The sequence below is a fragment of the Pseudomonas sp. NBRC 111140 genome, assembly GCF_001320885.1.
In the GTDB taxonomy this organism is placed as follows: domain Bacteria; phylum Pseudomonadota; class Gammaproteobacteria; order Pseudomonadales; family Pseudomonadaceae; genus Aquipseudomonas; species Aquipseudomonas putida_P.
In genome coordinates this window covers 1-17,383 of the sequence record NZ_BCBQ01000024.1, presented here as the reverse complement: position 1 = coordinate 17,383, position 17,383 = coordinate 1, and the positions used below count along the sequence as shown (strand labels likewise).

The 17,383-nt window shown below is 62.9% G+C and carries 17 protein-coding genes; 7 read left to right on the top strand and 10 right to left on the bottom strand.

Features of this window, described 5'->3' with window-relative positions:
* The first annotated feature begins 78 nt into the window (after positions 1-78).
* The gene (locus APH42_RS10335) at positions 79-1,698 is read left to right on the top strand and encodes an MFS transporter (protein WP_060493246.1); all 1,620 of its coding nucleotides are present in this window, start codon (positions 79-81) and stop codon (positions 1,696-1,698) included.
* Between the two features lie 177 nt (positions 1,699-1,875).
* Here the strand turns inward: APH42_RS10335 and APH42_RS10330 are convergent, their stop codons facing one another.
* The 4 genes from APH42_RS10330 to glyQ are packed head-to-tail and all read right to left on the bottom strand — an operon-like array spanning position 1,876 to position 6,234.
* Positions 1,876-2,661: a 1-acyl-sn-glycerol-3-phosphate acyltransferase gene (locus tag APH42_RS10330; RefSeq protein WP_012269866.1), complete on the bottom strand. Its 786-nt coding sequence runs from the start codon at positions 2,659-2,661 to the stop codon at positions 1,876-1,878.
* A gap of 46 nt (positions 2,662-2,707) precedes the next feature.
* Positions 2,708-3,235, bottom strand: coding sequence for a D-glycero-beta-D-manno-heptose 1,7-bisphosphate 7-phosphatase (gene gmhB, locus APH42_RS10325; protein ID WP_012269867.1), 528 nt, complete (start codon positions 3,233-3,235; stop codon positions 2,708-2,710).
* A gap of 3 nt (positions 3,236-3,238) precedes the next feature.
* Positions 3,239-5,290: a glycine--tRNA ligase subunit beta gene (gene glyS / locus APH42_RS10320; protein ID WP_012269868.1), complete on the bottom strand. Its 2,052-nt coding sequence runs from the start codon at positions 5,288-5,290 to the stop codon at positions 3,239-3,241.
* On the bottom strand, positions 5,287-6,234 hold the full coding sequence (glyQ, locus tag APH42_RS10315) for a glycine--tRNA ligase subunit alpha (RefSeq protein WP_012269869.1): 948 nt from the start codon (positions 6,232-6,234) through the stop codon (positions 5,287-5,289). The genes glyS and glyQ overlap by 4 nt, the downstream gene beginning before the upstream one ends.
* An 83-nt stretch (positions 6,235-6,317) precedes the next feature.
* Between glyQ and APH42_RS10310 the strand changes: the two genes are divergently transcribed.
* Together APH42_RS10310 and APH42_RS10305 are read left to right on the top strand one after the other, a co-directional pair.
* Entirely contained in the window at positions 6,318-6,869 is a 552-nt protein-coding gene (locus APH42_RS10310; RefSeq protein ID WP_012269870.1) for a DNA-3-methyladenine glycosylase I, read from the top strand.
* A 41-nt stretch (positions 6,870-6,910) separates the two neighbouring features.
* On the top strand, positions 6,911-7,798 hold the full coding sequence (locus APH42_RS10305) for a lysophospholipid acyltransferase (RefSeq protein WP_012269871.1): 888 nt from the start codon (positions 6,911-6,913) through the stop codon (positions 7,796-7,798).
* Positions 7,799-7,915: 117 nt separating this feature from the next.
* Here APH42_RS10305 and APH42_RS10300 read toward each other — a convergent pair whose 3' ends face one another.
* From APH42_RS10300 to def, 5 genes are read right to left on the bottom strand one after another with little or no spacing between them, the layout of a single operon-like run.
* The gene (locus tag APH42_RS10300; protein WP_012269872.1) at positions 7,916-8,224 is read right to left on the bottom strand and encodes a tetratricopeptide repeat protein; all 309 of its coding nucleotides are present in this window, start codon (positions 8,222-8,224) and stop codon (positions 7,916-7,918) included.
* Positions 8,225-8,235: 11 nt separating this feature from the next.
* Positions 8,236-9,609, bottom strand: a complete 1,374-nt coding sequence (trkA, locus tag APH42_RS10295) for a Trk system potassium transporter TrkA (protein WP_012269873.1) — start codon at positions 9,607-9,609, stop codon at positions 8,236-8,238.
* Between the two features lie 23 nt (positions 9,610-9,632).
* Complete coding sequence (gene rsmB, locus APH42_RS10290) at positions 9,633-10,943, bottom strand: 16S rRNA (cytosine(967)-C(5))-methyltransferase RsmB (protein WP_060493245.1); 1,311 nt, start codon at positions 10,941-10,943, stop codon at positions 9,633-9,635.
* On the bottom strand, positions 10,940-11,872 hold the full coding sequence (gene fmt / locus APH42_RS10285) for a methionyl-tRNA formyltransferase (protein WP_012269875.1): 933 nt from the start codon (positions 11,870-11,872) through the stop codon (positions 10,940-10,942). Before fmt ends, rsmB begins: the two co-directional genes overlap by 4 nt.
* A gap of 60 nt (positions 11,873-11,932) precedes the next feature.
* On the bottom strand, positions 11,933-12,439 hold the full coding sequence (def, locus tag APH42_RS10280) for a peptide deformylase (RefSeq protein ID WP_012269876.1): 507 nt from the start codon (positions 12,437-12,439) through the stop codon (positions 11,933-11,935).
* 206 nt (positions 12,440-12,645) lie between these two features.
* Here def and dprA point away from each other — a divergent pair, with 206 nt between their 5' ends.
* Positions 12,646-13,743, top strand: coding sequence for a DNA-processing protein DprA (gene dprA / locus APH42_RS10275; protein WP_060493244.1), 1,098 nt, complete (start codon positions 12,646-12,648; stop codon positions 13,741-13,743).
* Between the two features lie 42 nt (positions 13,744-13,785).
* Positions 13,786-14,343 carry an L-threonylcarbamoyladenylate synthase gene (locus APH42_RS10270; RefSeq protein WP_060493243.1) on the top strand — a complete coding sequence of 186 codons (558 nt, stop codon included), beginning with the start codon at positions 13,786-13,788 and terminating at the stop codon, positions 14,341-14,343.
* 129 nt (positions 14,344-14,472) lie between these two features.
* Here the strand turns inward: APH42_RS10270 and APH42_RS10265 are convergent, their stop codons facing one another.
* On the bottom strand, positions 14,473-15,450 hold the full coding sequence (locus APH42_RS10265) for an NADPH:quinone reductase (RefSeq protein WP_060493242.1): 978 nt from the start codon (positions 15,448-15,450) through the stop codon (positions 14,473-14,475).
* A gap of 134 nt (positions 15,451-15,584) precedes the next feature.
* On the opposite strand from APH42_RS10265, the gene hemF reads away from it, so the two are divergent.
* The gene (gene hemF, locus APH42_RS10260) at positions 15,585-16,496 is read left to right on the top strand and encodes an oxygen-dependent coproporphyrinogen oxidase (RefSeq protein WP_012269881.1); all 912 of its coding nucleotides are present in this window, start codon (positions 15,585-15,587) and stop codon (positions 16,494-16,496) included.
* Positions 16,497-16,521: 25 nt separating this feature from the next.
* A complete protein-coding gene (gene aroE / locus APH42_RS10255; RefSeq protein ID WP_060493241.1) occupies positions 16,522-17,346 on the top strand; it encodes a shikimate dehydrogenase in 825 nt (274 codons plus the stop codon).
* Positions 17,347-17,383: the final 37 nt, after the last annotated feature.

Here is a 17,383-nt window from a genome sequence, read left to right as displayed (position 1 = left end):
GGCGGCTTGCGGTCGAAAGCTGCCGACAGTGGAACAACAAGAATAATCACTGTGGCCTAAGGGCCGAGGACAGCAACGATGTCGGATTACATCCAAGAGCAGGGTGCGGCGGCCAGCAGCTCCAGCCGCCGTGAAGAGCGCAAGATCATTTTCGCGTCATCCCTCGGGACGGTTTTCGAGTGGTATGACTTTTTTCTCTATGGTGCGCTGGCAGCGGTCATCAGCAAGCAATTCTTCGCTGGTGTGAACGACACCACCGCCTTCATCTTTGCCCTGATGGCCTTTGCTGCGGGCTTTCTGGTACGGCCCTTCGGCGCGCTGGTGTTCGGCCGCCTGGGTGACATGATCGGGCGCAAGTACACCTTCCTGGTCACCATCGTGCTGATGGGCCTGTCCACTTTCGCGGTGGGGTTGTTGCCTACCTACGCCAGCATTGGCATTGCCGCACCGATCATTCTGGTAATCCTGCGCATGTTGCAGGGGCTGGCGCTGGGCGGCGAATATGGCGGTGCGGCCACTTACGTGGCCGAGCATGCGCCCCCCGGCAAGCGTGGCTTCCACACCGGTTTCATCCAATCCACTGCAACCTTGGGTCTGTTGCTGTCGCTGCTGGTGGTACTGGGCAGCCGCTACATCAGTGGTGACCAGTTCGAAACCTGGGGCTGGCGCCTGCCGTTCCTGCTGTCGATCGTGCTACTGGCCATTTCCACCTGGATCCGCATGAGCATGCACGAATCGCCTGCGTTCGTGAAAATGAAGGCCCAGGGCAAGATCAGCAAGTCGCCGATCCGTGAGTCGTTTACATCCTGGCCAAACCTGAAAGTGGTGCTCACCGCACTGTTCAGCATCAACGCCGGCCAAGCCGTGACCTTTTACACGGCACAGTTCTACGTGCTGTTCTTCATGACCCAGATGCTGAAGATGGACCCCGCCCAAGCCAACACCCTGTTGATTATCAGTGTGGTGATCGGTGCGCCATTCTTCGTGTTCTTTGGCTGGCTGTCGGACCGCATCGGCCGCAAGCCAATCCTGATGCTCGGCCTGCTGTTGGCCACGGTGCTGTACTTCCCGCTGTTCAAGGCCCTGAGCCATTACGCCAACCCACAGATTGACGCCGCCAGCCGTCAGGCGCCGATCGTGGTTACCGCCGACCCGCAAAGCTGCACCTTCCAGTTCGACCCCGTGGGCAAGGCACGTTTCGACAGCCCGTGCGACAAGGTCAAGACCTTCCTGGTGAAGCAGGGCCTGCCGTACAGCTCGGTAAGCGTGGCCGGTAGCGATGTGGTGGTGAACATTGGTGAAAAGACCATCAACGGCTTCGACGAAACCGCCATGCGCTCTGCAATCGAGCAGGCGGGCTACCCGGCCAAGGCCGACCCTGAGCAGGTCAACCAGGTGATGGTGGTGGTGCTGATCGTGGCGATGATCCTGATCGCGACCATGACCTATGGCCCGTTGGCGGCGGTGATGGTCGAGCTGTTCCCGACCCGTATCCGCTACACCTCGATGTCACTGCCCTATCACATAGGCAATGGCTGGTTCGGTGGCTTCCTGCCGACCGTATCGTTCGCGCTGGTGGTCTATACCGGGGATATCTTCTACGGGCTTTGGTACCCAGTGCTGGTGACCGGTATCAGTCTGGTGGTGGGGATCTTCTGCCTGAAAGAAACCAAGGACGTCGATATCGACAAAGTCTGATGCTGTCTGCATGCCATAAAAAAACCGGCTGTAAAAGCCGGTTTTTTTATGCCTCGAAAAAACTTATGCACGATTTTCAAGAAAATGTAATGCATAGAAATAAACATATAATTCAAACACTTAGAGATCACTTTAAGCATTTGATGGAAAAATTGCTCACAAGTTATCCACAGATGATCAGGCCATCTGCTCCTGGGGCTTTTCCGCAGCTGGTGGCAGCGAGCCCATGGCCCGCTGGGTTGCCTCGTTCCACGCCGCAGCGCGGTCGTTGAGCTCGGCGATAGCACGTGGCCCGGTACCATTGGCGTACATCGGCTCGCCAATGACCACCTCGATGGTACCGGCACGCTTGCCCCAACCGGTCTTCGGCCAGAACTTGCCGGCGTTGTGGGCAATTGGCAGCACCGGCAACCCGGCATTCACAGCCAGTGCGGTGCCGCCGCGGGAGAACTTGCCGATCGTACCGAACGGCACGCGTGTACCTTCCGGGAAAATCAGCACCCAGGTTTTCTGCTTGAGCAGCTCGTCACCCTTGCTCGCCACCTGGCGCAGCGCTTCCTTGGGGTTGTCGCGGTTGATGGCGATCGGCCGCAGCATGGCCATGGCCCAGCCGAAAAACGGCACGTACAGCAGCTCGCGCTTGAGCACCTGGCTAAGCGGTGAGAAGTACTGGGACAGGAAGAAGGTTTCCCAGGTGCTTTGGTGATTGGACAGAATCACGCAAGGCTCATCCGGTACGTTCTCGGCGCCAGTGATCTTGTAGTCGATACCCAGGATGGTACGCACCAGAAACAGCGCGCAGCGGCACCAGTACACGTTGATGAACTTGTAGCGCTTGGGGAACGACAGGAATGGCGCGATGAAGAAGCTCAGCGAGCACCACAGCAGCGAACTGGTGCCCAGCAGCAGGTAAAAAAGAAAGATTCTGATCGCCTGCAGGATCGACATAGTGGCTTGTACCATTGCGGGGCATGCCCGCCTGAGAAAAATGCGCCCGAAGGCGCACTGTTTAAATTAGTTCTCTGGCGATAGCTGCCAGATCGTCGAAAATCAGTGTAGTTTCCGGGACGCCTTTTTCCAGGGTCCGCTCGCCCTTGCCGGTTTTCACCAACACGGGCTGTGCACCGACGGCCAGGGCAGCCTCCAGGTCACCTTTGCTGTCGCCGACGAACCAGACGCCTTCAAGGCCGGCCTGGTAATGCGCGGCGATCGCCCGCAGCATGCCAGGCTTGGGCTTGCGGCAATCGCAGCCTTCGTCTGGCCCGTGCGGGCAATACACGATGTGGCCCACTTCGCCACCCTGCTCGGCCACCAGCGCACGCAGGCGCGCGTGCATGGCTTCGAGGGTTGCCAGCGGGTAATAGCCACGGGCAATGCCGGACTGGTTGGTGGCCACAGCCACCGTCCAGCCGGCCTTGCTCAACTGCGCGATCGCTTCGACCGAGCCTGGGATCGGCACCCACTCTTCCAGCGTCTTGATGTAGGCGTCGGAGTCGTAGTTGATCACCCCGTCACGGTCGAGAATCAGCAGTTTCAAGGCTTACCCCAGCAGCGAAATGTCGGCCACGCCCAGGAACAGGCCGCGCAGGCGGCTGAGCAGGGCATAACGGTTGGCACGTACCTTGGCGTCTTCGGCGTTCACCATCACCGCCTCGAAGAAGGCATCGACCGGGTCACGCAGGGCGGCCAGGCGGGCCAGCGATTCGCTGTACTGGCGTGCAGCAGCCATCGGTTGCACGGCCTGGTCGGCCTGCTGGATGGCCGAGTACAGGGAGAACTCGTTGGCGTTGTCGAAGTACTTCGGCTCGACCTGTTCGGCGATGGCGCCTTCAGCCTTGCTCAGCAGGTTCGATACACGCTTGTTCACCGCGGCCAGGGCTTCGGCTTCCGGCAGCTTGCGGAAGGCCTGCACGGCCTGCACGCGCTGGTCGAAGTCCAGGGCCGAGCCTGGCTGCAGGGCACGTACCGACAGGTAAGTGGCGACGTCGATGCCTTCGTCTTCGTAACGCGCACGCAGGCGGTCGAAGATGAACTCCAGCACCTGCTCCGCCAGGCCAGCGGCCTTGACCTTGGCACCGAACTGCTTGACCGCGAACTCGACCGCACCGGTCAGGTTCAGGTCCAGCTGCTTCTCGATCAGGATACGCAGCACGCCCAGCGCGGCACGGCGCAGGGCATACGGGTCCTTGCTGCCGGTAGGCAGCATACCGATGCCGAAGATGCCGACCAGGGTGTCGAGCTTGTCGGCGATGGCCACGGCAGCACCGGTGAGGGTCTGCGGCAGCTCGGCGCCAGCACCGCGCGGCATGTACTGCTCGTTCAGGGCCAGGGCAACGTCTTGCGGCTCACCGTCGTTGAGCGCGTAGTAGTAACCGGCAACACCCTGCATTTCAGGGAATTCGCCGACCATTTCGGTGGCCAGGTCGCACTTGGACAGCAGGCCCGCACGGCCGGCACGCTGGGCGTCGCCACCGATCAGCGGGGCGATGAAGGCAGCCAGCTTGGAAACACGCTCGGCCTTGTCGTACACGGTGCCCAGTTGAGCCTGGAACACCACGTTTTTCAGGCGCTCGTTGAAGGTTTCCAGCGGCTGTTTCTTGTCTTGCTTGAAGAAGAACTCGGCGTCGGTCAGGCGTGGGCGCACGACTTTCTCGTTGCCTTGCACGATCTGCTTCGGGTCACGGCTTTCGACGTTGGCCACGGTGATGAAGCGCGGCAGCAGCTTGCCTTCGCTGTCCAGCAGGCAGAAGTACTTCTGGTTGTCCTGCATGGTGGTAATCAGGGCTTCCTGCGGCACCTCGAGGAAACGCTCCTCGAACGAGCACACCAGCGGCACTGGCCACTCGACCAGGGCGGTCACTTCGTCCAGCAGCGCCGGCGGCACGATGGCCGTGCCTTCCTGCTGCATGGCAAGCTCGGCGGTACGCTTGCTGATCAGCTCGCGGCGCTCGGCGAAGTCCGCCAGCACGTAGGCTTTGCGCAGGTCTTCGACGTAGTTGGCCGGGGTGGTGATCACCACGTTTTCCGGGTGGTGGAAGCGGTGACCACGGGATTCACGGCCGGCCTTCTGCGACAGGATAGTGCAGTCGACCACCTGGTCGCCCAGCAGCATCACCAACCATTGGGTTGGGCGCACGAACTCTTCACGGCTGGCCGCCCAGCGCATGCGCTTGGGGATCGGCAGGTCGTTGAGCGAATCCTCGATGATGGTCGGCAGCAGGCTGGCGGTGGCCTTGCCCGGAATGTGCTGGGAGAAGCGTAGCTTGGCGCCGCTCTGGTCGATTTCGGCCAGCTCTACGCCGCACTTCTTGGCAAAGCCCAAGGCTGCCTGGGTCGGCTCGCCGTCTTTGAAAGCAGCCTGCATGGGCGGGCCGTCGATGTTGATGCTGCGGTCAGGCTGCTGCACGTCCAGCTGGCGGATCAGCACGGCCAGGCGACGTGGCGCGGCGTACACCTGCTTGCCGGTGTAGTTCAGGCCAGCGGCCTGCAGGCCTTTCTCGATGCCGGCCAGGAAGGCGTCGCCGAGGCTGGCGAGGGCCTTGGGTGGCAGCTCTTCGGTGCCCAGTTCTACCAGGAAATCTTGAGCACTCATTGTGCAGCCTCCAGCTTAGCCAACACTTCGTCACGCAGTTCAGGGGTGGCCATCGGGAAGCCCAGGCGTGCGCGGGCTTGCAGATAGCTTTGCGCCACGTCCCGGGCCAGGGTACGTACACGCAGGATGTAACGCTGGCGCTCGGTTACCGAGATGGCGCGGCGGGCGTCCAGCAGGTTGAAGGTGTGCGAGGCCTTCAGGACCATTTCGTAGGTCGGCAACGGCAGGTCCAGCTTGATCAGGCGGTTGGCTTCGCTTTCGTAGAAGTCGAACAGTTCGAACAGCTTGTCGACGTTGGCGTGTTCGAAGTTGTAGGTCGACTGCTCCACTTCGTTCTGGTGGAACACATCGCCATAGGTGACTTTGCCGAACGGGCCGTCGGCCCACACCAGGTCGTACACCGAGTCCACGCCCTGGATGTACATGGCCAGGCGCTCCAGGCCGTAGGTGATTTCACCGGTAACCGGGTAGCACTCGATGCCGCCTACCTGCTGGAAGTAGGTGAACTGGGTGACTTCCATGCCGTTCAGCCAGATTTCCCAGCCCAGACCCCAGGCGCCGAGGGTCGGCGATTCCCAGTTGTCTTCGACGAAGCGGATGTCGTGCACCAGCGGGTCCAGGCCGATGGCTTTCAGCGAGCCGAGGTACAGCTCCTGGAAGTTGGCCGGGTTGGGCTTGAGCACTACCTGGAACTGGTAGTAGTGCTGCAGGCGGTTTGGGTTTTCGCCATACCGCCCGTCGGCAGGGCGACGGCTAGGCTGCACGTAGGCGGCGTTCCAGGTCTCTGGGCCGACGGCGCGCAGGAACGTGGCGGTATGGAAAGTGCCGGCGCCTACTTCCATATCGTAGGGCTGAAGCACCACACAACCTTGAGCTGCCCAGTAGTTCTGCAGGGCGAGGATCAGGTCTTGGAAGGTACGCACGGCTGGCGTAGGCTGGCTCACGAAATTCACCTGTATCTGGGGATGCGGATGTAAAGAGCGGGAGTATAACCTGATTCGCCTCGCCCTCTACTCATTGGAGCCTTATGCCACGCTGCTTTTGGTGTACCGACGATCCGTTGTACCAGGCCTACCATGACCAGGAATGGGGAACGCCCCAGCGTGACCCGGCGTTGCTCTTCGAGATGCTTTTGCTCGAAGGGTTCCAGGCCGGGCTTTCGTGGATCACCGTTTTGCGCAAACGCGAGCGTTATCGCCAGGTGATGTACGGCTTCGACCCGGTGAAACTGGCCGCCATGAGCGACGAACGCATCGAGGAACTGATGCAAGATGCCGGCATCATTCGCAATCGCCTCAAGCTCAAGGCTGCGCGGCGCAACGCGCAAGCCTGGCTGGCTGTGGATAACCCTGCGCAATGGCTGTGGTCGTTCGTCGGCGGCGAGCCGAAGATCAACCACTTCAAGGGGCGCGGCGAAGTGCCGGCTGTCACCGACGAAGCCACGGCCATGAGCAAGGCCCTGCAGAAGGCCGGTTTCACCTTCGTCGGCCCGACCATCTGCTACGCCTTCATGCAGGCCACCGGCATGGTCATGGACCACACCACCGATTGCGATCGCTACGCCGCCTTGTTGCGCTGAGGGGTTACAATGCGCGCCTTGCTGAAATAAGGAATTCGCCTGTGGAAAAGTTCAAGGGCGCCCTGATGGTCGGGGTGCTGCGCCTGTTTGCCAAGCTGCCCTGGGGCGCTGTACAGCGCGTCGGCGCGGGTATTGGCTGGCTGATGTGGAAAGTCCCCAACGGTTCGCGCAACGTGGTGCGGATCAACCTGGCCAAGTGTTTCCCCGAGATGGACCCGGTTGCCCGTGAGCAGCTGGTTGGCCAGGCGCTGCGGGATATCGGCAAATCCTTTGTCGAAAGTGCCTGTGCCTGGATCTGGCCGCCGCAGCGTTCGCTGGAGCTGGTCAAGGAAGTGCACGGCCTGGAAGTGCTGGAGCAGGCCCTGGCCTCGGGCAAGGGCGTGGTGGGTATTACCAGCCACCTGGGCAACTGGGAAGTGCTGAACCACTTCTACTGTAACCAGTGCAAACCAATCATCTTCTACCGCCCGCCAAAGCTGAAGGCGGTGGATGACCTGCTGCGTGAGCAGCGCGTGCAGATGGGCAACCGCGTAGCGCCTTCGACCAAGGAAGGCATCCTCAGCGTGATCAAGGAAGTGCGCCGTGGTGGCCAGGTGGGCATTCCTGCCGACCCGGAGCCTGCGGAATCGGCAGGGGTGTTCGTGCCGTTCCTGGGCACCCAGGCGCTGACCAGCAAGTTCGTGCCTAACATGCTGGCGGGTGGCAAGGCGGTGGGGGTGTTTCTGCATGCGCTGCGGCTGCCGGATGGTTCGGGCTTCAAGGTGTTTCTGGAGGCGGCGCCCGAGGAGATGTACAGCACCGACGTCAACGTGTCGGCGGCGGCGATGAGTAAGGTAGTCGAACGCTATGTGCGCGAGTACCCGAGCCAGTACATGTGGAGCATGAAGCGCTTCAAGAAGCGACCGGCTGGCGAGCCGCGCTGGTATTGAGATTTTTGGGGGCGCTTTGCGCCCCTTTCGCGACACAAGGCCGCTCCTACAAAGGATGGCGGTCACCTGTAGGAGCGGCCTTGTGTCGCGATGGGCTGCAAAGCAGCCCAGACAATCTCAGACCTTGTTGAGCTTCTTGAGGAACACGGTCATCTCTTTCTCGGCCTGCTTGTCCCCATGGGCCTGCGCCGCCACGATTCCGTCTTCCCAGGCCTTGCGTGCTGCCGTCAGGTCACCCTGCAACTGATACGCCTTGCCCAGCAGCTTCCACGCTGCGGAATATTTCGGGTCCTGCTCAACACAGCGCGCCAGGTGCACCGCCGCTTCAACGCCGTTGCCTTCATCCAGCCAAGCCTTGCCCAGCCCAAACCTGAGCAGCGGGTTATCCACACCCTTGGCCAGCATCTTCTCCAGCGATTCGCGCATGCCCTCTTCTCCTAGAAGAAACTCAAGCCGACGTGGAACAGCTTTTCCACATCGCGAATATGCTTTTTATCCACAACGAACAGGATCACATGGTCCCCCGATTCGATCATGGTGTCGTCGTGGGCGATCATCACTTCTTCGTCACGGATGATCGCACCGATCGTGGTACCCGGTGGCAGGGCGATGTCTTCGATGGCCTTGCCGACCACCTTGCTCGACTTCGAATCCCCGTGCGCCACGGCCTCGATGGCCTCGGCCGCGCCGCGGCGCAGCGAATGCACGCTGACGATGTCGCCCCGGCGCACGTGCGCCAGCAGGGTGCCGATGGTTGCCAGCTGCGGGCTGATGGCGATGTCGATATCGCCGCCCTGCACCAGGTCGACATAGGCCGGGTTGTTGATGATGGTCATCACCTTGCCCGCACCCAGGCGCTTGGCCAGCAGCGACGACATGATGTTGGCTTCGTCGTCGTTGGTCAGGGCCAGGAAAATATCGGCATCGGCGATGTTCTCTTCGAGCATCAGGTCCTTGTCCGAGGCACTGCCCTGGAGCACCACAGTGCTTTCCAGGGTATCGGACAGGTGCCGGCAACGGGCCGGGCTCATCTCGATGATCTTCACCTGGTAGCGGCTTTCGATGGCTTCGGCCAGACGCTCGCCGATCTGCCCGCCGCCGGCGATGACAATGCGCTTGTTGGTTTCGTCGATGCGCCGCAGTTCGCCCATCACGGCGCGAATGTCCTTTTTGGCGGCGATGAAGAACACTTCGTCGTCAGCCTCGATCACTGTGTCGCCACGCGGAGTGATCGGCCGGTCGCGGCGGAAGATGGCCGCCACGCGGGTGTCGACGTTGGGCATGTGCGCACGTATCTGGCGCAGTTGCTGGCCGACCAGCGGGCCGCCGTAGTAGGCCTTTACCGCCACCAACTGGGCCTTTCCTTCGGCGAAGTCGATTACTTGCAGCGAGCCTGGGTGTTCGATCAGGCGCTTGATGTAGTTGGTCACCACCTGCTCGGGGCTGATCAGCACGTCCACCGGGATGTGGTCGTTGTCGAACAGCTCTTCGCGGGTCAGGTAGGACGATTCACGCACCCGGGCGATCTTGGTCGGGGTGTGGAACAACGAATAGGCCACCTGGCAGGCGACCATGTTGGTTTCGTCGCTGTTGGTGACCGCCACCAGCATGTCGGCGTCGTCGGCACCGGCCTGGCGCAGCACCGTCGGCAGCGAGCCGCGGCCCTGCACGGTACGGATGTCCAGGCGATCGCCGAGGTCGCGCAGGCGGTCGCCGTCTGTATCGACCACGGTAATGTCGTTCGCTTCGCTGGCCAGGTGCTCTGCCAGCGTACCGCCTACCTGCCCTGCGCCAAGGATGATGATCTTCATCCGCTACTCCCTACCCTGTGTGCTTATCCGCGTGAGGCGGCGATCTTGATCAGCTTGGCATAGTAGAAGCCGTCGTGGCCGCCTTCCTGGGCCAGCAACTGGCGGCCGTGGGGCTGGCGCAGGCCGGCCTCGGTGGCCAGGTCCAGCTCACGGGCACCTGGGGTGCGGGCGAGGAAAGCGTCGATTACTTCGGTGTTCTCGGTCGGCAGGCTGGAGCAGGTGGCGTACAACAGCATGCCGCCTACTTCCAGGGTTGGCCACAGGGCGTCGAGCAGCTCGCCTTGCAGCGCTGCCAGGGCCAGGATGTCGTCGGCCTGGCGGGTCAGCTTGATGTCTGGGTGACGGCGGATCACGCCGGTGGCCGAGCATGGCGCGTCGAGCAGGATGCGCTGGAACGGTTTGCCATCCCACCAGCTGGCGGTGTCGCGGGCATCGCAGGCGATCAGCTCGGCGTCGAGCTTGAGGCGGTCGAGGTTTTCGCGCACGCGGATCAGGCGTTTGGCTTCGAGGTCGATGGCCACGACGTGGGCCAGGCCGGCTTCGGCCTCCAGCAAGTGGCAGGTTTTGCCGCCCGGTGCGCAGCAAGCGTCGAGCACGCGCTGGCCGGGGGCCAGTTCAAGCAGGTCGGCGGACAGTTGCGCGGCTTCGTCCTGCACACTCACCCAGCCCTCGGCGAAGCCTGGCAAGCCGCGCACGTCACAGGCCTCGGCCAGCACGATGCCGTCACGGCTGTACTGGCAGGCGCTGGCGCCAATGCCCGCTTCGGCCAGCAGTGCCAGGTAGGCATCGCGGCTGTGGTGACGGCGGTTGACCCGCAGAATCATCGGCGGGTGGGCGTTGTTGGCGGCGCAGATGGCTTCCCATTGCTCGGGCCAGAACGCTTTCAGCGCCTTCTGCAGCCAGCGCGGGTGGGCGGTACGCACCACTGGGTCGCGCTCCATGCTGGCGAGCAGTTCCTCGCCTTCGCGCTGGGCGCGGCGCAGCACGGCATTGAGCAGGCCCTTGGCCCATGGCTTCTTCAGCTTGTCGGCACAGCCCACGGTTTCGCCGATGGCGGCGTGGGCCGGAATGCGGGTGTAGAACAACTGGTACAGGCCGACCAGCAGCAACGCCTGCACATCGGCGTCAGCGGCCTTGAACGGTTTCTGCAGCAGTTGGGCGGCCAGCAGGTCGAGGCGTGGTTGCCAGCGCGCGGTGCCGAACGCCAGGTCCTGGGTCAGGCCACGGTCGCGTTCGTCGACCTTGTCCAGTTGGGCCGGCAGCGAGCTGTTCAGCGAGGCCTTGCCGCTAAGCACAGCGGCAAGGGCACGGGCGGCAGCGAGGCGTGGGTTCATTGGCCCAGCACCTTGCCGGCGGCGAACTTCTCGCGGCGGCTGTTGAACAGGTCGCTGAAGCTCAGCGCCTTGCCGCCAGGCAATTGCAGGCGGGTCAGGCTCAGCGCCTGGTCACCGCAAGCAACGACGAGACCGTCCTTGCTGGCGGAAAGGATTTCGCCCGGGGCGCCCTTGCCTGTGGACAAGTTGGCGGCCAGCACCTTCACGCTTTCGCCATCGAGGGTGCTGTGGCACACGGGCCACGGGTTGAAGGCGCGGATCAGGCGCTCCAGCTCGACGGCCGGGCGGCTCCAGTCGATGCGCGCCTCGTCCTTGTTCAGTTTGTGTGCGTAGGTCGCCAGGGCATCATCCTGTACTTCACCTTGCAGCGAGCCGTCGGCCAGGCCGGCGATGGCCTGTACGACGGCAGGCGGGCCCATCTCGGCCAGGCGGTCGTGCAAGGTGCCGCCGGTGTCGTCGGCACTGATCGGGGTGACGACCTTGAGCAGCATCGGGCCGGTGTCCAGGCCAGCTTCCATACGCATCACGGTTACGCCGCTCTCGGCGTCGCCGGCTTCCACGGCGCGCTGGATCGGTGCCGCACCGCGCCAGCGTGGCAGCAGAGAGGCGTGGCTGTTGATGCAGCCCAGGCGCGGGATATCCAGCACCGCCTGCGGCAGGATCAGGCCGTAGGCGACCACCACCATCAGGTCTGGCTTCAATGCGGCCAGTTCGGCCTGGGCATCGGCGTTGCGCAGGGTCTGCGGCTGGAACACCGGGATGTCATGGGCCACGGCCAGTGCCTTGACCGCACTTGGCATGAGCTTCTGGCCACGGCCGGCTGGGCGGTCGGGCTGGGTGTAGACGGCCACGATCTCGTAGGGGCTGTCGAGCAGGGCCTTGAGGTGTTCGGCGGCAAACTCTGGAGTGCCTGCAAAGACGATGCGCATGGAGTTCTCGCTTCAAAAAAGAAAAAGGCTTGCCGGAGCAAGCCTTCTGGAAGGTGGGGATCAGGCTTGCTGGCGGTGCTGCTTTTCCAGTTTCTTCTTGATCCGGTCGCGTTTGAGCTGCGACAGGTAGTCAACGAACAGCTTGCCGTTGAGGTGATCGAATTCGTGCTGCACGCACACCGCCAACAGGCCTTCGCATTCCAGCTCGAACGGCTTGCCGTCGCGGTCCTGGGCCTTGACCCGAACACGCAGCGGGCGGTCGACGTTCTCGTAGAAGCCGGGCACCGACAGGCAACCTTCCTGGTACTGGCCCATGTCGTGGGTGAGTTCTTCGACCGTGGGGTTGATGAAGACGCGCGGCTCGCTGCGGTCTTCGCTGAGGTCCATGACCACGACCTGCAGGTGCACGTTGACCTGGGTGGCGGCCAGGCCGATACCAGGGGCTTCGTACATGGTTTCAAACATGTCGTCGATCAGCTGACGCAGGGCGTCGTCGAACTCCGTCACCGGTTTGGCGATAGTGCGCAGGCGCGGGTCCGGGAATTCGAGAATGTTCAAGATGGCCATAAGGTCAGGCAGTCACTGTGCGTTCGGTTGAAAACTGAGCACACATAATAAAGGGAAACGGGCATTTCGGCACCTGGCAAGCTCGTCTAGGGTGTCTATGGGCTTGATAGCCCCCAATCAATGGACAGCTTTTCAAAGTGTTACTCACAGAGTTATCCACAGGTTGTGCCACGTAAATGGCCCTGTTTCGATCAAGGACGATCCTCATGCCCCGTTACCATTCGTCGCTCTGCCCGCCTGCCGAACTTGAGGCGCGATTACGTCTGCATCGCCTGCCCGAGACAGGACTGCGACGTTTTCGCACCTTGCTCGATGCCTTCGGCAGTGCCTCTTGCGCGCTCAGTGCGCCCGGTGCGGCCTGGCGAGCGTTGGGCATCCCGCAAGCCACCATCGATGCCCGGCGCAGTGCCGAGGTACGAGATGGGGCGCTGGCCGCAATGGCCTGGTTAGAGCGCCCGGGCCAGCATTTGCTGATGTGGGACGACCCTGGCTACCCTGCCTTGCTGGCAGAAACCGACGATGCCCCACCGCTGCTTTTCGTTGCGGGTGAACCGGCCTTGCTCGACCGCCCTCAGCTGGCCATCGTGGGCAGCAGACGTGCTACACCCCCGGCGCTCGACACTGCCCGGGCATTTTCCCGCTATCTCGCACAAGCCGGTTTCACCATTACCAGCGGGCTGGCGGTAGGTGTCGACGGTGCCGCTCATCGGGCCGCGTTGCAGGCCGGTGGGTGCACGATTGCCGTGCTCGGTACGGGGCTGCAAAAACTTTATCCACAGCGCCATCATGAGCTTGCGCAGGCGATGATCGACAATGGCAGTGCGCTGGTTTCCGAGTATCCGCTGGATGCCGGGCCACTGCCCGGCAATTTCCCACGGCGCAATCGCATCATCAGCGGCTTGTCGCTGGGCGTGCTGGTGGTCGAGGCCAGCCTGGCCAGCGGCTCGCTCATTACGGCGCGTCTGGCGGCCGAGCAAGGCCGCGAGGTGTATGCCATTCCGGGGTCCATTCACCACCCTGGTGCCAAGGGTTGTCACCAGCTGATCCGTGATGGGGCGCTGCTGGTGGAAAGTGTGGAGCAGATCCTGGAAAGCCTGAAGGGTTGGCAGAACTTGCCGCCTGCGGTTGCGGACAGGTTCGACCACCCCTTGCTTGCCCTGCTGCATGCAGCGCCGCAAACCAGCGAAAGCCTTGCGCACTGCTGCGAGCTGCCGTTGGCCGAAGTATTGGCGCAGCTGACCGAGCTGGAGTTGGAAGGCCGGGTCAGCAATGAAGCCGGGCGTTGGTTTGCCCGCGCGGGCTAAGTACACTGCTCACATGCTAGGTATATAGGCGGAGAAACAGTAATGGTGAGCAGTTTTCGTGTGCAACAAGCCGCACGTGAGATCCGGGCGGGCGCAGTAATCGCCTACCCGACGGAAGCGGTCTGGGGCCTTGGCTGCGATCCATGGAATGAGGACGCGGTGTATCGCCTGCTGGCGCTCAAGTCGCGGCCTGTGGATAAAGGACTGATCCTGATTGCCGACAACATCCGCCAGTTCGACTTCCTGTTCGAGGACTTCCCCGAAGACTGGATCGACCGCATGGGCAGCACTTGGCCGGGGCCCAATACCTGGCTGGTGCCGCACCAGGACCTGTTGCCAGAATGGGTGACCGGGCAGCATGACACCGTGGCGCTGCGGGTCAGCGATCACCCGGTGGTGCGTGAGCTGTGCGCGTTGGTGGGGCCGCTGATTTCCACTTCGTGCAACCCTGGCGGGCGCCCGGCAGCCAAGACCCGGCTGCGGGTGGAGCAGTACTTCCATGGCCAGCTGGACATGGTGCTGGGCGGTGCGCTGGGCGGGCGGAAGAACCCGAGTGTGATTCGCAACCTGGCAACCGGCGAAGTCGTGCGACCAGGTTGAGACAGATCTGCAAGCCTGGCGGATGACCCTGTAGGAGTGTTTTCACCCGCGAACACCGGCAATGCCGGTGCCACGCACCGCGGCTTCTTCTTCGCGGGTAAACCCGCTCCTACAGGTGACGTGTCCGGCTCAGGGGATCAGTACAGTCGACCCCACAGTCCTGCGCGCCGACAGCTCTGCCTGTGCCTTGGCCGCCTCGCTCAGCGGATACCGCTGCTGGATATCCACAACCAGCTTGCCACTGCCAATCATCGCAAACAGGTCATCGGCCATGGCCTGGGTGTTCTCGGCATTGTTGGCATAGGTGGCCAAGGTCGGCCGGGTCACATACAGCGAGCCCTTCTGCGCCAGAATCCCCAGGTTCACCCCGCTCACCGCGCCCGAGGCATTGCCGAAGCTCACCATCAGCCCACGTGGTTGCAGGCAGTCCAGCGAGGTCAGCCAGGTATCGGCGCCCACGCCGTCATACACCACCGGGCATTTCTTGCCGTCGGTCAGCTCCAGTACTCGCTTGGCCACATCTTCATGGCTGTAGTCGATGGTTTCCCATGCCCCCAGCGCCTTGGCCCGTTCGGCCTTCTCGGCAGAACTCACGGTACCGATAAGCTTGGCGCCCAGGGCCTTGGCCCACTGGCACGCCAACGAACCCACGCCACCCGCTGCCGCGTGGAACAGGATCACGTCGCCCGGTTTGACTTCATAGGTCTGCTTCAGCAGGTATTGCACGGTCAAACCCTTGAGCATCACCGCTGCCGCCTGCTCGAAGCTGATGTTGTCGGGCAGCTTGACCAGGTTGGCCTCCGGCAGCGTATGCACCTCGCTGTACGCACCCAGCGGCCCGCCGGCATGGGCCACGCGGTCACCCACTTTCAGCCGGGTCACGCCCTCGCCTACGGCCTCGACCACACCGGCCGCTTCTGTGCCCAGGCCAGAAGGCAGGGACGGCGGCGCATACAGCCCGCTGCGAAAATACGTGTCGATGAAGTTCAGGCCGATGGCATGGTTGCGCACACGCACCTGCTGCGGCCCGGGCGGGGCGGGTTCGAATTCCACAAACTGCAGCACTTCCGGGCCGCCATGCTGGCTGAACTGGATACGCTTGGCCATCTCGCACTCCTGTCGTCGGGATCGGGAAAGGCCTTCTATCGGACGCCTTTGCTTGATCGCCGTCAACTGCGGCGCGCGGGCTGGCGGTGGTATGCTACGCGGCGAATTCTTCCCTGCCCGTTTCTGGTGACCCGATGACTAGCCGCACCGAGGCCGTGAAAGCCTACCTGCTCGACCTGCAAGACCGCATCTGCTCTGCCCTCGAAACAGAAGACGGCGGCGCCCGCTTCGTCGAGGATGCCTGGGTGCGGGAAGCCGGTGGCGGGGGCCGCACGCGGGTGATCGGCGACGGCAAGGTGATCGAGAAAGGCGGGGTCAACTTCTCCCATGTGTTTGGTGCCGGCCTGCCGCCCTCGGCCAGTGCCCACCGCCCTGAACTGGCTGGCCGTGGCTTCGAGGCCCTGGGTGTGTCGCTGGTGATTCACCCGCACAACCCGCATGTGCCCACTTCCCACGCCAACGTGCGTTTCTTCATCGCCGAGAAGGAAGGTGAAGAAGCCGTGTGGTGGTTTGGCGGCGGCTTCGACCTGACGCCGTACTACGGCAATGAAGAAGATTGCATCCACTGGCACCGTGTGGCCGAGCAGGCCTGCGCGCCCTTCGGCGCCGACGTGTACCCACGCTACAAAGCCTGGTGCGACCGCTACTTCCACCTCAAGCACCGTGGCGAGCCACGCGGTATCGGCGGCCTGTTCTTCGATGACCTGAACGAGTGGGACTTCGACACCTGCTTCGCCTTCATCCGCGCCATTGGCGATGCCTACGTCAACGCCTACCTGCCGATCGTCCAGCGCCGCAAGGACACGCCTTACACCCCGCAGCAGCGCGAGTTCCAGGAATACCGTCGCGGCCGTTACGTGGAGTTCAACCTGGTGTACGACCGTGGCACCCTGTTCGGCCTGCAGTCCGGTGGCCGCACCGAGTCCATCCTCATGTCGCTGCCGCCTCAGGTGCGTTGGGGCTACGACTGGAAGGCTGCGCCCGGCAGCGAAGAAGCGCGCCTGACCGAGTACTTCCTGCAGGACCGCGACTGGCTCGGCCAGTAAGCCTGTGGATAAACAAGGAGCCGTCATGGACCAGTACGTCGTTTTTGGTAACCCCATCGGCCACAGCAAGTCGCCGCTGATCCACCGCCTGTTTGCCGAGCAGACCGGGCAGGACCTGGAATACGCCACCCTGCTGGCGCCGCTGGACGAGTTCAGTGATTGCGCGCGCGGCTTCTTCAAGCAAGGCAGCGGCGGTAACGTCACCGTGCCGTTCAAGGAAGAAGCCTACCGCTTGTGCGACAGCCTGACCCCGCGTGCCCAGCGCGCTGGCGCAGTGAACACGCTGAGCAAGCTGGCTGATGGCACCCTGCAGGGCGACAACACCGATGGCGCTGGCCTGGTGCGCGACTTGACGGTGAATGCCGGGGTCGAGCTTGCCGGTAAGCGCATTCTCATCCTGGGGGCCGGTGGCGCCGTGCGTGGCGTGCTGGAGCCCATATTGGCGCACAAGCCGCAATCGTTGGTAATTGCAAACCGGACGGTGGAAAAGGCCGAGCAGCTGGCGCGTGAGTTCGATGAGCTGGGCCCGGTGGTGGCGAGCGGGTTCGCCTGGTTGCAGGAGCCGGTGGATGTGATCATCAACGCCACCTCGGCGAGCCTGGCCGGGGAAATGCCGCCGATTGCCGACAGCCTGGTCGAGGCGGGGCGTACGGTTTGCTACGACATGATGTATGGCAAGGAGCCTACGCCGTTTTGCCAATGGGCCGCTGACTTGGGCGCTGCAAAGGTGCTGGATGGGTTAGGGATGCTGGCTGAGCAGGCGGCTGAAGCCTTCTTTATCTGGCGTGGGGTTCGGCCTGATACCGCGCCGGTGTTGGCGGAGCTGCGACGGCAGCTCGCTCGGGGCTGAGATTGTCGGGGCCGCTTTGCGGCCCATCGCGACACAA